10 protein-coding genes are annotated in these 13,640 nt (G+C 66.7%); 7 read left to right on the plus strand and 3 right to left on the minus strand.

Features of this window, described 5'->3' with window-relative positions:
* Positions 1–66: 66 nt before the first annotated feature.
* Positions 67–2,526 (minus strand): sensor domain-containing protein, encoded by a 2,460-nt coding sequence (locus tag ML540_RS04740; protein WP_243358846.1) that lies wholly within the window; start codon positions 2,524–2,526, stop codon positions 67–69.
* Positions 2,527–2,825: 299 nt separating this feature from the next.
* Here ML540_RS04740 and ML540_RS04745 point away from each other — a divergent pair, with 299 nt between their 5' ends.
* The 6 genes from ML540_RS04745 (at position 2,826) to ML540_RS04770 (ending at position 9,203) form a co-directional block, all read left to right on the plus strand.
* Positions 2,826–3,248, plus strand: coding sequence for a universal stress protein (locus tag ML540_RS04745; protein WP_243358847.1), 423 nt, complete (start codon positions 2,826–2,828; stop codon positions 3,246–3,248).
* Between the two features lie 13 nt (positions 3,249–3,261).
* A complete protein-coding gene (locus ML540_RS04750) occupies positions 3,262–4,371 on the plus strand; it encodes a YeiH family protein (RefSeq protein WP_243358849.1) in 1,110 nt (369 codons plus the stop codon).
* A 14-nt stretch (positions 4,372–4,385) separates the two neighbouring features.
* Positions 4,386–4,784: a biotin/lipoyl-binding protein gene (locus tag ML540_RS04755; RefSeq protein WP_243358850.1), complete on the plus strand. Its 399-nt coding sequence runs from the start codon at positions 4,386–4,388 to the stop codon at positions 4,782–4,784.
* A complete protein-coding gene (locus ML540_RS04760; RefSeq protein WP_243358851.1) occupies positions 4,784–5,227 on the plus strand; it encodes a universal stress protein in 444 nt (147 codons plus the stop codon). The genes ML540_RS04755 and ML540_RS04760 overlap by 1 nt, the downstream gene beginning before the upstream one ends.
* Before the next feature lie 141 nt (positions 5,228–5,368).
* Positions 5,369–7,783, plus strand: a complete 2,415-nt coding sequence (locus ML540_RS04765; RefSeq protein ID WP_243358852.1) for a c-type heme family protein — start codon at positions 5,369–5,371, stop codon at positions 7,781–7,783.
* Entirely contained in the window at positions 7,776–9,203 is a 1,428-nt protein-coding gene (locus tag ML540_RS04770; protein WP_243358853.1) for a sigma-54-dependent transcriptional regulator, read from the plus strand. The genes ML540_RS04765 and ML540_RS04770 overlap by 8 nt, the downstream gene beginning before the upstream one ends.
* A gap of 75 nt (positions 9,204–9,278) precedes the next feature.
* On the opposite strand, the gene ML540_RS04775 is transcribed toward ML540_RS04770, so the two are convergent.
* Entirely contained in the window at positions 9,279–12,380 is a 3,102-nt protein-coding gene (locus ML540_RS04775) for a hypothetical protein (RefSeq protein ID WP_243358854.1), read from the minus strand.
* A gap of 168 nt (positions 12,381–12,548) precedes the next feature.
* Between ML540_RS04775 and ML540_RS04780 the strand changes: the two genes are divergently transcribed.
* Complete coding sequence (locus tag ML540_RS04780; RefSeq protein WP_243358855.1) at positions 12,549–13,211, plus strand: LysE family translocator; 663 nt, start codon at positions 12,549–12,551, stop codon at positions 13,209–13,211.
* 41 nt (positions 13,212–13,252) lie between these two features.
* On the opposite strand, the gene ML540_RS04785 is transcribed toward ML540_RS04780, so the two are convergent.
* The gene (locus ML540_RS04785) at positions 13,253–13,621 is read right to left on the minus strand and encodes a molybdenum cofactor biosynthesis protein MoaE (RefSeq protein WP_243358856.1); all 369 of its coding nucleotides are present in this window, start codon (positions 13,619–13,621) and stop codon (positions 13,253–13,255) included.
* Positions 13,622–13,640: the final 19 nt, after the last annotated feature.

The raw sequence follows: 13,640 nt of genomic DNA on the forward strand, positions 1-13,640 counted from the left end.
TGGACGAGTCTTTTCTTCGCGAGGAGGATACCGCGCCGCGTCCGCTGGGTCGAGGGGCACGCGGACCTAAGGGAGCGTTCCCCCGCCCGCGACGAGCTCCCCGGCGCTCTCGGCGTCAAGCGGTCGCGCGAACCAGTATCCCTGGGCGCTCTGGCAGCCCGCGTCGGCCAGGCTCGCGAGCTGCGCGGCGGTCTCCACGCCTTCCGCCACCACGTCCAGCTCCAGGGTGCGAGCCAGGGAGACGATGGTGCGCACGATCTCGACGTTTTCGCGCTCGTCGCCGCTGACGAAGGAGCGGTCGATCTTGAGGCCGTCGATGGGAAAGCGCTGCAGGTAGGACAGCGAGGAGTAGCCCGTGCCGAAGTCGTCCACCAGGAGCTGGATGCCCAGGGCCTTGAGCTGGCCCAGCTTCTCGGCGGAGCTCTTGGCGTCGCGCATGATGACGCTTTCGGTGATCTCCAGCTTGAAGAGCTCCGGGGGGATGCGGCGCTTGGAGAGCCTGCGGCGCACGGCGTCCACCAGGTCGGTCTGGCGGAACTGCTTGCTGGAGATGTTCACGGTGAGGAAGAGATTCCGGGCCTGGAGGTGCTCCTCGCGCCAGAGGCTCAGCTGGCGCATGGCCTCGGCCAGCACCCACTCGCCCAGCGGGATGATCAGTCCGGTTTCCTCGGCCAGGGGGATGAACCGCGCCGGGGGGATCATGCCCCGCTCAGGATGGTTCCACCGCGCCAGCGCCTCGAACCCGAGCAGTTCGCCGCCCGGCACGCGCACCACGGGCTGGTAGTGCAGGACCAGATCGCCGTTCTTCAGGCCATGGCGCAGCTCGTTTTCCAGGCGCAGGTTTTCCACGGCCGCCTCGCGCATCTTTTGGGTGAAGGCCAGGCGGTCCTTGCCGGACTCCTTGGAGCGGTACATGGCGGTGTCGGAGTCGCGCAGGATCTCCTCGGGAGTGGAATAGCCCTGGGTCCTGAGCACGATGCCGATGCTGGCTCCGCAGTAGACCTCGTTGCCGGAGATCTGGAACGGGCGGTCCAACACTTCCTTGATGCGGTCGGCCACCTCGATGACCTCACGCGTGGACGCGAACTCCTCCAGGAGCACGGCGAATTCGTCGCCGCCCAGCCTGGCCACGGTGTCAACGGAGCGCAGGCATGCCTCCAGGCGGCGGGCGATGCCCTTGAGCAGCATGTCTCCGGCCAGGTGGCCCAGGCTGTCGTTGATGCGCTTGAAACGGTCCAGGTCCAGGAGCAACACGGCGAAGTGGTAGCCGGGGCGGCGCTTGGAGCGCTCCATGGCCCGGCTCAGACGCTCCGTGAACAGGTTGCGGTTGGGCAGGCCGGTGAGGGCGTCGTGGAAGGCTTGGTGGGTGAGCTGCTCCTCGAAGTTTTTGCGCTCGGTGATGTCTTCGTAGATGTAGTAGATGCCCTCGAGTCTGCCGGCGATGACGACGGGATATCCCAGCACCGACACGGGGATGCGCATGCCATTGCGTGCCTTGCGAATGGTCTGCCGGCTCACGGGTAGGCCCGCGTCGATGGTCCTGAAGAAGCTTTCGCTTTCGGCCATGAGGTCTTCGGGCACGATGAGGTGTCGGTTGAATTCCCCCACGATGTCCTGCCTGTCGTGGCCGAAAAGCCGGACGAAAGCCGGGTTGACGTCCAGGATGCGCCCCTCGGGGCTCAGGAGGACCATGGCCTGGGGCGAGCCCTCGAAGAGCATCTTCAGAAGGGCTCGTTCGCGCTTCAGGGCCTCTTCGGCCTGTTTGCGGGCGGTGATGTCGGAGACCATGCCCTCGAAGTACGCCACCTGGCCGTTCTCGCCGCGCACGGCCCGGGCGTTCTCGCTGATCCAGATGATCGAGCCGTCCTTGCGGCGGATGCGCGATTCGAAATCCGTGACCTGGCCGGATGCGGTGACGGCCTGGACAAACTCGTCCCTGCGGCCCGGATCCACGTAGAGCTGGGCCTCGATGTCGCGCAGGCTGTCCATGAGGTCGCCGGGCGTATCGTAGCCGTAGATGCGCGCCAGGGCGGGGTTGGCGGCCAGGTAACGGCCCTCGGGGGCGGTCTGGAAGATGCCCTCGGCGGCGTGCTCGAAGATGGAGCGGTACTTGTCCTCGGCCTGCTGGAGGCTTTTCTCGGTTTCGCGCAGTTCCTGGATGTCCGTGTAGACGGCGAACATCAGGTCGTCGTCCGGGTTCTCGGAGGCCGGGAAGAGGGTCACCACCACCTGGAGCAGGCTGCCGTCGCGGCGCACCCGCGTGGTCTCCACCCTGGCCGAACCGTGCCGTGCCAGGGCCTCGGTCATCCCGGCCAGCTCGTTCTCCCTGCCCGGGGGGATGATGAGCCCGCGAAGCGACCTGCCTTCGATCTCGGCCAGCGGATAGCCGAAGAGATGTTCGAACGCCGCGTTCACCGTGAATACGGTGTCGAACCTGTCGATCAGGCACGCCGCGTTCGGTACCTTGTCGAACAGGTTCCGGAAGTACTGCCCGCACCTGCCCTTGAAATCGAAGATGACGCTCATAGTGCCCCGTGCCCTCCACCTGGCGCCGCGTGCCCGCGCGGCGGGGCGCGGCAGCGCCCCGGCCCGGAGCGTAGCGGAAAATCCCGCGCTTGAGAATATTGGCGGAAGGGTGCCCCCCGGCCATGCGGCGAGCCTTGGTGCTAACGCGTGTTGGCGCCGACGCCTTCCCCATTAGCACCAGCCAGGGTGTCGAAAAGATAACGAATCGTATCATTTCAGCATGTTGAATTGGTGATGCGCTGTGGCATCGGCCTTGCTCTAGGGGTTGCGTCACGACCCGGAGTTCAAGGAGGCAACACATGAATGTTCTCGTGGCCCACGACGGTTCGCCCCAGGCGGACAAGGCCCTGGAGGCGGCCGTCACGCTGGCGTCCGCCCCTGGCGGCAGACTCGACATCGTCAGCGTCGTGCCGGACCTATGCCTCTCCTCGGAGGAAATCTCCGTGGAGGACTGCAACTTGATCGCGGCCAGCCTGGCGACCGAAGCCAGGGGGCTCATGGCCAAGGTGGAGCAGGGGCTGTCCGGCAGGGGCGTATCCGCGCAGGTCCACATCCGGCACGGCCGCCCGGCCGAGGCCATCGCGGAGTGCGCCGCCGATCTCGGCAGCGATGTGGCGGTGCTTGGAAGCCACGGCAGGCACGGGGCGGCCAGGGCGCTCCTGGGCTCCGTGTCGTCGCGGGTGGCCGAGCTTGCCCGCTGCAACGTCTTCATCGTCAAATAAGGAGTTTCGCGAAATGGAAGACAGAGGCGTATTCGCAAAAATCGCCGCCATCCTCCCGGGGCTTGTGGTGATGGTGCTCACGCTTTACGCGCTACGCACCTGGGTCGAGCCCTGGATGGGCAAACAGGTGCTCTTCGGCCAGTCCGGGTGGCTCGTCAAATCGCTGCACCTCAACTACATCCTGCTGGCCATCATCGTGGGCATGCTCTACCGCAACCTGCTTTTCCGGGGAAAGATTCCGGACTGGGCGACCGAGGGCTTCCGCACCACGCGGCTGTTCATCAAGACCGGCGTCATCATGCTTGGTTCGCTCTACACCATCCAGGGCCTGGCCAAGGTGGGTGGCATCGCCATCGCGCTCATTATGACCTTCGTGTTCGGCACCATCTTTTTCGTGATGTGGTTCGGCAAGCGCATCGGCATGGACCGCTCCATGATCGGCGTCATGGGCGCGGCCTGCGGCGTGTGCGGCGTGTCCGCCGCCATCGCCACCTCGCCCACGGTGCGGGCCAAGCCCGCCGAGGTGGCCCTGGCCATCGCCACCATTCTGGGCTTCGGCATCCTGACCATGTTCATAAGCCCCATCATCGGCAAGGCCGTGGGCTTCACCGACTACCAGTACGGCGCGTGGGTGGGCACGGGCATCCTGAACTCCGGACAGGTGCTGGCCACCTGCCTGGCCTTCAACCCCACCATCGCCCCGGGCACGGCCGTGGCCTACGGCGAGATCTGGAACGTGGTGCGCGTCATCTCGATCCCCTTCGTGGTCTTCTTCATCTGCCTCTGGTACTGGCGCGGCGAGGCCGAGGCCGAGCACGTCAGCCTCATGCAGATCATGAGCTCCAAGTTTCCCCTCTTCGTGCTGGGCTTCTTCGGCATGACCGCACTGTCCTCCCTGGACATGCTGGGCAAGGAAGGCTCCGTCACCCTGGCGCTCATGCGCGACTGGATGAGCTGGATCTTCGGTATCGGCCTGGTGGGCATCGGAGCCTACATCGACCTGGGCGAGATCAAGGCCGCGGGCGGCAAGCCCCTCAAGGTCGGACTCATCGCGGGCGCGGCCAAGTACACCCTGGCCTTCCTTCTCATCTATTTCTTCATCCCCAAGGAAGGGCCTTTCTAATCAAGGAGTGACGCATGTCCGCCGAAGACAAGAAAAAGAAACTCACCGTATTCAAGTCCGACCGCCACGAGGACCTGGCCGGGTGCGTGTTCGCCGGCCTGGTGGTGGTGATCGTCCTGACCTACATGGCCTTCTTCGTGAAGGAGGTCGACATCAAGGCCCCGGCAGATGGCAGGATCGTGGCCGTGAAAGCCGCCAAGGACGCCCACGTGAAGGAAGGGGACGTCCTCTTCTCCTACGAGACCAAGAAGAAGAAATTCGAGCACGGCCAGGTGCAGGAAGCCGTGGTCACGGTGGACTTCCAGGCCAAGGTGCCGGGCAAGATCCTCTCCATATCCAGGAAGGACGGCGACGCGGTCAAGAAGAACGACCTCGTGCTGGTCATGGACCACGAGTCCGGGACGCTGCCGTAATGGCCGTGCTGCTCGCCCTGGACGAATCGGCCCAGGCCATGGACGAGGCCCTCAGGATCGCGCGCGAGCGCGGCGAGGCCCTCACCGCCCTGTTCGTGCAGGACGCCACCTGGCACGACTACCTCGGCAGCGATTGGCTCTCCGGCTCCAACAGCCGCGGCGGTTACATCGAATGGGCCGCCGGGCACGACATCCGCGAGTCGGAGGAAGTACCCCGGCTCCTCCTGGAGAAGGCCGGAGACCAGAACGTGGCCGTGAAGGTGACGGCCGGGCGCGTGCCGGAGGAGATCCTCAAGGAACTGGGCGCGGGGGACTACTCCATGCTGGTCATGGCCCACCCCTTCCGGCGCGGCCTGGAAGTGCTGCGCGACACGGCCGGGAGCCTCCTGAAGAAGCTGCCGTGCTCGCTGCACCTGGTGCACGAGCCGGTCCCGGAAAAATGATCCCGTGCCCGCCGGGCGGAGCTTTCCGCCCGGCGCGGCGCGCCTGCTCCGATTGACACCCTGCCGGGGTGCGCCCTATCTCTGCGGCGCATCCTGCTGCGTCCCCGCCCGCGCGGCGCGCGCCCCCTCCCGAGGCACGTCATGAAGAAAGCCAGACTCCAGACCAGGCTCCTCCTGCGGCTCTTGGCCGTTATGCTCGGCATCGGCCTGGTCTTCGGGCTGTCGCTCAACCACTACCTGCGCGTGCTTCTCGAGACCGAGGTGGCGGACAAGGCCGACCTCGTGTTCTCCAACGTCCTGGCCATGCAGACCTACGTGCGCGAGAGCCTGCGCCCCACAATGTTCGACATCCTGCCCCAGGACGGCTTCGTCATGGAGGCCATGTCCACCTCCTACGTCACACGCAAGGTCATGAGCGACTTGAACGGCGCCAAGGACAAGTTCACCTACCGCCGTGTGGCCCTGGACCCCCGCAACCCCGAATACGGGGCCAACGCCATGGAGGGCGGCCTCATCGCCCATTTCCAGGCCCATCCCGAGGCGCGCCAGGTAAACCGCTACTACACCCAGGACGGCCAGGAATACTTCCTGACCGCGCGTCCCGTGGTCTTCGACGAATCCTGCCTGTCCTGCCACGGCAGCCCCTCGGCCGCGCCCAAGGTGCTGCTCACGCGCTACGGCTCCGAGCGTGGTTTCGGCCGCCACGAAGGCGAGATCGCCGGCCTGGACAGCATCATCATGCCCGTGGACAGCGAGGCCCGGGCCATAAGCCGGGTGCTCACGGGCTTCATTGTGGTCTTCGCCTGCGGCTGCGCGCTCATTCTCGGCACCAACCACCTGTTCTTCGACCGCATGACCGTTGTGAACATCGGCAGGCTGGCCGCGCTCATGCGCAGCCGCTTCCCTGCCGAGGCCGGGCGCACCCTGGACAATCCTCCCCGGCCCCCCCGCCGGGGAGGCGGCGAGATAGAGGGCATGATCGCGGACATGGAGCGTTTCGCCGATCACCTGCGCGACGCAAGGCAGCAGCTCAAGGACTACGCCGTCAACCTGGAGGGCAAGGTGCTCGAGCGCACCGCCGAGGCCCGGCGAGAGGCCGACGCCCGCAGCGCCGACGTGCGGCTGTTCCTCCACGTGCTGGAACTTTTCGTGAAAGGCGCGGACCGGGCGGCCTTGTTGGACCGGGCCCTGGAGGCCGTGGCCGGGCGCTTCGGCGCGGATGCGGCCGGGTTCAGCTGCTTCTACTCCATGAGCCAGCGCTGCTGGCCCGCCTCGAAACCTGTTCCGCCTCTTTCCGGTGCGGACCGCGAGGCCCTGTTCGACGGGCGGGGCGTGTTCGGGCCGGGGCTTGCCGTGGTGGGCGTTCACGCGGCGGGCACCGTGCGCGGCGCCTTGTCCCTGCGCTGGGACGGCGACGTGGAACTTTCGCCGCGGGAGCGCGAGGTGCTCGCGGCCGTGGGCCACCAGCTGGGCATCGCCCTGGAAAACCTGGAGGCCATGGAGAACCTGCTGCGTCAGAAAACGGTGCTGGAATCCATCTTCGAAGGCATCGCAGACCCCCTCTTTTTGCTCTCGGGCGCAGGCGAGGTGCTCCACGCCAACGAGAGCGCCAACCAGCTCCTGGCGGCCCTGGGCGGAGACGCGGGCCTTCTGGGTTTCGCCGCCCTGGCCGCCGAGACAGGCAGCGCCTCGGATGCGGCCATTTCCCAAGAGGTGCTCCTGCCCGGCAACCGCTCCCTCATCCTGCGGGCCTATCCGCTGGAGGCCCTGGGTGGGCCGGGCGGACTGGGCCGGGCCATCGTCTACGCCCGCGACAACAGCGTGGAAAAGACCATGATGGCCAGGCTCCAGCAGAGCGAGAAGTCCCTGGCCCTGGGGCTTCTCTCCGCCGGACTGGCCCACGAGATCAACAATCCCCTGGGAGTCATTCTCTGCTACGCCCGCCTGCTCTGGGACGACGGCAAAAGCCCCCACGCCCCGGACCTGGACATCATCATCCGCTACACCCTCCAGGCCCAGAAGGTGCTCGAGGACCTCATGCGCTTCGCCAGGCCCAAGCCGGAGTCCGTGGGGCCGGTGGAGCTGGAACCCGCAGCCCGGTTCATCGCCCGTGTGTTCAAGGGCAAGGCCGCCAAGACCGGAATCGAGATCGTGACCGGCGTGCCGGACGGCCTTGCTCCCGTGCGGGCCAACGCCTCGGCCCTGGAACAGGTGCTCACCAACCTGCTCCTGAACGCCCTGGACGCCCTGGAAGAGCAGGCGGCGCAAGGCGGCGGGCGCGTCAGCATCGAGGCCCGCCAGGACAAATCTTCAGAGGAGGTCCTCCTCATCGTGCGCGACAACGGCCCCGGCATCCCCACGGAAAACCTGAGCCGCCTCTTCGACCCCTTCTTCACCACCAAGAGCGTGGGCAAGGGCACGGGCCTGGGGCTCTCGGTGGTCTACGGCCTGGTGAGCGGCCTGGGCGGCCATATCGAGGCGTCAAACGACGGCGGGGCGGTATTCACCGTCCACCTGCCCGTCTGGGCCGACAGCCCGGAGGAATCCGATGACTGACCAGCTCTCGAGCGACGCCATCCTCGTGGTGGACGACGAGACCAACTTCGCCAAGGGACTGGCCCGGCTCATCCAGAAGGGGTTCCCCGCCCACCCCGTGCTGGTGCGGGCAAGCGCGGCCGAGGCCCTTGAGGTGCTCCAGGAGCGCCCCTGCGCGCTGCTCGTAACCGACGTGCGCATGCCCGGCCAGGACGGCTTCGCCCTGCTGGAGCAGGCCATCACCCTGGAACCGGCCCTCACCGTGGTCATGCTCTCGGGCCACGGCAGCGTGGAGAGCGTGGTGAAGGCGCTCAAGAGCGGGGCCTACGATTTCCTCTCCAAGCCCGTGGACCAGGACGTGCTCTACCGGACGGTGTCGCGTGCCCTGGACCGCTCCGCCCTGGCCCGCGAGAACCGGCTGCTGCGCCAGGCCGCTCAGGAGCCCGGCAACCGCCCCTCGCTCATCGGCGAGAGCCCGGCCATGCGCCATCTGCGCGCCGAGACCCTGGCCGTGGCCCAGAACGACTACACCGTGCTGATCCTTGGCGAATCCGGTTCCGGCAAGGAGCTCGTGGCCCGCACCATCCATTCTCTGAGCAGGCGCGGCGCGCGGCCCATGGTCAGCCTCAACTGCACCGCCGTGCCCGAGCACATCCTCGAATCCGAACTCTTCGGCCACGTGAAGGGAGCCTTCACCGGCGCGGTCAAGGCCCGCCAGGGGCTCTTCATGGCCGCCGACGGATCGAGCCTTTTGCTGGACGAGATTGGCGACATGCCCGTGCACGTGCAGCCCAAGCTCCTGCGCGCCCTGCAGGAGAAGGAGGTGCGCCCCGTGGGCGGCAGCGAATCCGTCCGGGTGGACGCGCGCATCCTGGCCTCCACCAACCAGCGCCTGGAGGCCCGCATGGCCTCGGGCGAGTTCCGCGAGGACCTCTACTACCGCCTGAACGTGCTCACCGTGCGCGTGCCGTCTTTGCGCGAGCGCTCCCAGGACATCCCGCTCCTGGCCATGCATTTCCTCACGCGCACCTGCTCCGAGCTCGATGCCTGCCGCAAGGAGCTGACCCCTGAGGCCATGGATTACCTGTGCTCGCGGCCCTGGCCCGGCAACGTGCGCGAGCTGCAGAACTTCGTGCGCCGAGCCGCCGTGTTCTGCAGCGGCTCGTTCATCACCGGGATGCAGCTGCGCCTGCTGGACGCCCAGGTGAAGGCCCCGGGAACGGGGGCCGTGGGGTTCGAGCCCTACCTGTCGGCAAAGGAGCGGGTCATCGACGACTTCACCCGCTCGTACGCGCTCAGCCTGATGGAACGCTGCAAGGGCAACGTCACCCACGCGGCCCGGATGTCCGGGCTGGAGCGGGTGTCGCTGCAGAAGATACTCAAGAGATTGGCAATCGATGCGGCTAAGTTCAGGCCGGCAGGGGAGAGTTGGGAAGAGTAAGGGAGAGGCCTCCGGCGGCCAAAGGAACTGCGTTCCTTTGGAATCCTTTTTAACTTCGCGTCGAGGGCGGGAGGCTTACGGGCGCAACGGGAGCATCTCCCGGCCGCCCGCCATGGGGTCGGTCCTGGCCGCCAGCTGCTGCAGCGAATCCAGGTAGCCGTCGGCGTAGTCCAGGTAGAAGGCCAGCCCCTTGGAGAAGTTCTTGCCGAGCAGGCCATCCAGGAAGAGCTGGCTGATCTCGCGCTTGCGCAAAAGCACGTACTGCGAGGACACGAATATCTGGCGCGTCTGCGGGTCCATCTCCCGCATGACCCGGCCCAGGGCGCTCCTGCCGCGTGGCTGGTACATCCAGAAATAGAGGAAATCCAGCGAGTTGACGATCACCGCGTTGGCCAGGTCGCTCTGCTGCCCGGACATGGTGTTCACGAACTGCTTGGGATCGGCCAGCATGGCCAGCACGTCGCTTTTGGGGAAGAGCACTTCCAGCCGCTCGTGCACCGACAGCATCTGGGCGATCTTCTCCTGGTAGTCGCGAAGCCGCTGGCGCATGTTGCTGTCGCGGTCCGTGATGCCCTCGATCACGGCGGCTACGGTGTCCGAGCACAGCTTGGAGATCACCGCCGCCCACTGCTGCAGCACGGCTCCGGCCGCAGCCGGGTCATGCGGCGAGATGGCCCAGGCCAGGGCAGCGCTTACGGCCATGGCCAGCGGAATGGAGAACGCGCTGCGCAGAAGGTTCAGGAAGGCCGCCTGCCGGGGCAGGCCGCGCACCAGGTTGTGCGTGCAGATGTAGGCCCCGTTGACCAGGGCCATGGTGGTGTAGAGCGCGGTGGCGTTGGTGGCCACGTTTATGCCCAGGCCCCTGTCCAGCAGGAGGGTCTTCACGAAGTAGTCCAGGAGCGGCACCGAGAAGCCGGTGTACAGCAGCGAATCCGCCAGCCTGCTCCAGCTCACGTAGTCGTTCCAGCGCAGAAGCGGCGTGCGTGCCAGTCCCCCCGCGCCCAGCACCGACTGGATGATGTTGCGAAGCCCGGTGATGCCGAACCAGATGAAGCCCCCCAGCCAGCTGAGCACCCACCAGTCCTTGGTGAAGAAGAAGGTCAGGAAGGCCGGGATGAACCCCGCCACCACCTTCAGGATGTTCTTGAAATGGTTGTTGCAGTAGGGCCAGGATTCGAGCGTCCTCTTGTGGGACCGGGGCTCGCTTTGGAGCTCGAAGTTGTTGCCGCAGCCCTTCTTCACTCCCCCCATGATGAGGATGTTGCTGTCGCCGTCCGGCGTGGGAAAGAAATCCTTGCAGCGGAAATCCCTGCGGGGCTTGTAGCCCAGGCGCCTGAGGCACTGGCGGCTGCGGGCGAACTTGAAGGCCTCGTCAATGATGGGGTTGGTGCTCTCGCGCGGCTCGTAGACCACGCGCGGCTCAACGGTCATGCCCACCACCATGGCCGGGTTCCTGTCCCGGCCTTTGCCCCGCACCTCTCGCAGGGCGGCCGGGGGCAGAGTCTCGCGGGCCACCAGGCCCATGCCGTGTCCCCTGCAGGACTGGCCCGTGGAGTCCGAGCCGATGGAGGTGCGCAGCGGGGTTTCCCGGTAGTGGCCGTGCAGGGCGGGTACGTTTTCCAGGATGCGGGCCATGCGCTCCAGGCGGTCGGCGCTCCCGGGGGAGGGATCGGCCTCGAGCTCGGCCATGCGGTTCATGACCCAGCGTTTGAGCGGCATGACGCTCTTGGCGTTGATGATCTGCTGCAGCAGGGCCACCCGGGCGGAGTCCCGGGCCGCGCCCAGGGCTGAGTTCTTGAGGTTCACCACCTCCAGGTGGGTGATGCGGCCCGCGCAGTCGTGCAGGACCTCCAGCACGTCGTCGCATTCCAGGTCCTGCTGGTTCAGGATGAACCGGCTGCCCACGCGCAGGGAGGTTATCTCGTCGATGAGCCTGGCCGGGGGTTGGGCCGCGCAGTAGAGCGGGGCGGTGTCCGAGGCCTCTTCGGCGTTTGCGGAGCTGGAGGTGTCCGGGGGAGCCGGGGTCTCGGGCGAGACCAGGGCGTCCAGATAGTCGTCCACGATGGCCTCGGCGTCCAGGATGTTCATTTCCTCGACCAGGCCCTCGATGCGCGCCTTGTCTTCACGGCTGTCCGCGCCGAAGTATTCCTGCTGCAGTTCGGTGAAGCGCGCGAGCAGGTGGGGATGGATGTGGGCGTGCAGGTACTTGCCCAGGTGCAGAAGCGACGCCTGCCCGGAGCCGATGTATTCCAGGAAGCGCTCCCGGGACGCGGGCGGGATGTCCATGCCGAAGTAGGAGTTGAAGTCGGGCAGGACGTTGGCGTTGAACCCGTCCAGCACGTGCAGCAGTTGCTCCTCGTGCAGCCTGGCCAGGCCGCGCCCTTGCTCCATGAACCGGGCCATGGCCGGTTCGCGCAGGAACCCCAGGAAGTCGGCCGGGCCGCGAAATCCCTTGGGCACCCAGATGACCTTCACCTGCTTTAAGTCGAAGCGGGTAATGAACTCGATGCCGATGCGCACCGAGATGCCCATGATCTCGGCTGCCTGGAGCAGTTCCTCGGCAGCCCCGGGCGGCACGAAGTGGTAGTAGATCACCGTGAGGTGGCGGATGCCCTTGATCCAGGCGTCCATGATCAGGTGCGTGGCGGACTTGCGCCCCTTGGTGTTGGCGTCGTGGACGTGGTTGTCGAAGCAGATCTGCACCCAGTCCTCGGGCATGGGCAGCAGGCGGTAGAGCCTGAGCTGGCGGGCGATGACCCGCGGCTTGCCCGTGGCGGCCATGCGGAAGTCGTGGGCCAGCTCCAACTGGCGGCGGCGGTCGCCGGTGGTGCGCACCAACTCCTTCATGATCTGCATGAGCACGCGGGCGGTGTTGCGCCGAAGATAGGTGACGGAGGCGTTCATGGCCTCGTCGCGTAGCGCCCGCAGGGCGTTGATGCGGTCGTGGGCCTTTCCGATCTCCAGGGATCCGAGCATGTTGGCCGCGGCGTAGGCGATGCGCAGGCCCTGGGAGGCGGCCAGCTCCTTCACCCCGCGCGGGTGCAGGTAGGGGGCGAGCAGATGCTTGAAGCCGGAGAGGTCTTCGCGGCCGAGAACGTCGCCCACGATGCCCAGGAGCTCGTAGTCCTTGCGGTCGAAGAGCAGTTTTTCAGGCAGTGCGTGGGTGCGTGGTTCCATGTTCGCGCCGGGCGTGTTCTCGTGGGTTCTAACGTGCCGATATAAAAATCATTCCCTTTGATCGCGCGGGATGTCAAGCGGCGAGGGCCGTCCGGAGTGCTTCTTGACCGCGCGGCGGGATGGTTCTAGGCCGAAGCCTTGGCGTAAACCTCCACAGACAGGCTGGCCATGTTCGGCATTCATGATTTCGCGCTTTTCGTCGTCTCGGGGATTCTGCTCAACCTGACTCCCGGCCCGGACACCCTCTACGTGGCCGCGCGCGGCGCGTCCCACGGGTTCAAGGGCGGGGCCGTGGCTGTGCTGGGCATCACCACGGGCTGCTTCGTGCACATCCTGGCTGCGTCGCTCGGGCTCTCGGCGGTGCTGGCCACTTCGGCGGCTGCCTTCACCGTGGTCAAGCTGGCCGGAGCGGCTTACCTGCTCTACACCGGCCTGTCCATGCTGCTCGCCAGGAAGCGGGGCGGCCAGGATGCCCAAGTCCCCGGGGCCGCCCAGGCTGCCGGTTCGGCCGCCGCTCCGGCGGCCCTGCGCCGGGTGTACGCCCAGGGCTTTCTCACCAACGCCTTGAACCCCAAGGTGGCCCTGTTCTTCCTGGCCTTTTTGCCCCAGTTCATCGACCCGGCCGCGCCAGAAAAGGGCGTGGCCTTCTTCATCCTGGGCTGCGTGGTTGATTTCACGGGCGCGGCCTGGATGCTCGCCCTGGCCTGGATGTCGGCCCGGGTGGCCCGGGGAGTGGCCGTGGGCGGGCGCGCTTCGGCCTGGTTTTCGCGCATCGCCGGCGGGCTGTTCGTGGCCCTGGGCGTACGCCTGGCCCTGGCGGACAACGGCTGAGAACGTCCGCGTCCAGCCGGGGCTCCCGGCCCGGACGCGGTTCAGGAAACGCTCAGGTGTTCGGTCTTGCCGATGGCCTCGGCCTTGATGCGGTTCAGGGCTTCCAGGAGGATGGGGGAGACGTTCTCGCGGATGTCGCCCGCCACGATGATGAAGAGCAGGTCGTCGCCGGGCGTGAACACGCCGGACTTGGCCTCGGCCATGACCGTGAAGATGCCGGGCTTTTGCGAGAGTTCCTTGCAGATGGCCTCGATCTTGGCCTGGTCCGGATGGACCTCCAGGCGCTCCACGGCGTGGCCGCCCTGGCGCGAACGGGCGCGGACCACGCCGTTGTGCACCAGCACCATGCCCACCTTTTCGGTGAAGCCGGGCTTTTTCTTCAGTTCGGCGATTTCGCGGGAAATATCCATGTCGGGCCTCCTTGAGGGC

The sequence above is a fragment of the Fundidesulfovibrio terrae genome (genome assembly GCF_022808915.1).
GTDB lineage: Bacteria > Desulfobacterota > Desulfovibrionia > Desulfovibrionales > Desulfovibrionaceae > Fundidesulfovibrio > Fundidesulfovibrio terrae.

Bases quoted from the DNA above. Each gene is read 5' to 3' on its own strand.
- ML540_RS04740 (WP_243358846.1), bottom strand. From the start codon at position 2,526: ATGAGCGTCATCTTCGATTTCAAGGGCAGGTGCGGGCAGTACTTCCGG.
- ML540_RS04745 (WP_243358847.1), top strand. From the start codon at position 2,826: ATGAATGTTCTCGTGGCCCACGACGGTTCGCCCCAGGCGGACAAGGCC.
- ML540_RS04750 (WP_243358849.1), top strand. From the start codon at position 3,262: ATGGAAGACAGAGGCGTATTCGCAAAAATCGCCGCCATCCTCCCGGGG.
- ML540_RS04755 (WP_243358850.1), top strand. From the start codon at position 4,386: ATGTCCGCCGAAGACAAGAAAAAGAAACTCACCGTATTCAAGTCCGAC.
- ML540_RS04760 (WP_243358851.1), top strand. From the start codon at position 4,784: ATGGCCGTGCTGCTCGCCCTGGACGAATCGGCCCAGGCCATGGACGAG.
- ML540_RS04765 (WP_243358852.1), top strand. From the start codon at position 5,369: ATGAAGAAAGCCAGACTCCAGACCAGGCTCCTCCTGCGGCTCTTGGCC.
- ML540_RS04770 (WP_243358853.1), top strand. From the start codon at position 7,776: ATGACTGACCAGCTCTCGAGCGACGCCATCCTCGTGGTGGACGACGAG.
- ML540_RS04775 (WP_243358854.1), bottom strand. From the start codon at position 12,380: ATGGAACCACGCACCCACGCACTGCCTGAAAAACTGCTCTTCGACCGC.
- ML540_RS04780 (WP_243358855.1), top strand. From the start codon at position 12,549: ATGTTCGGCATTCATGATTTCGCGCTTTTCGTCGTCTCGGGGATTCTG.
- ML540_RS04785 (WP_243358856.1), bottom strand. From the start codon at position 13,621: ATGGATATTTCCCGCGAAATCGCCGAACTGAAGAAAAAGCCCGGCTTC.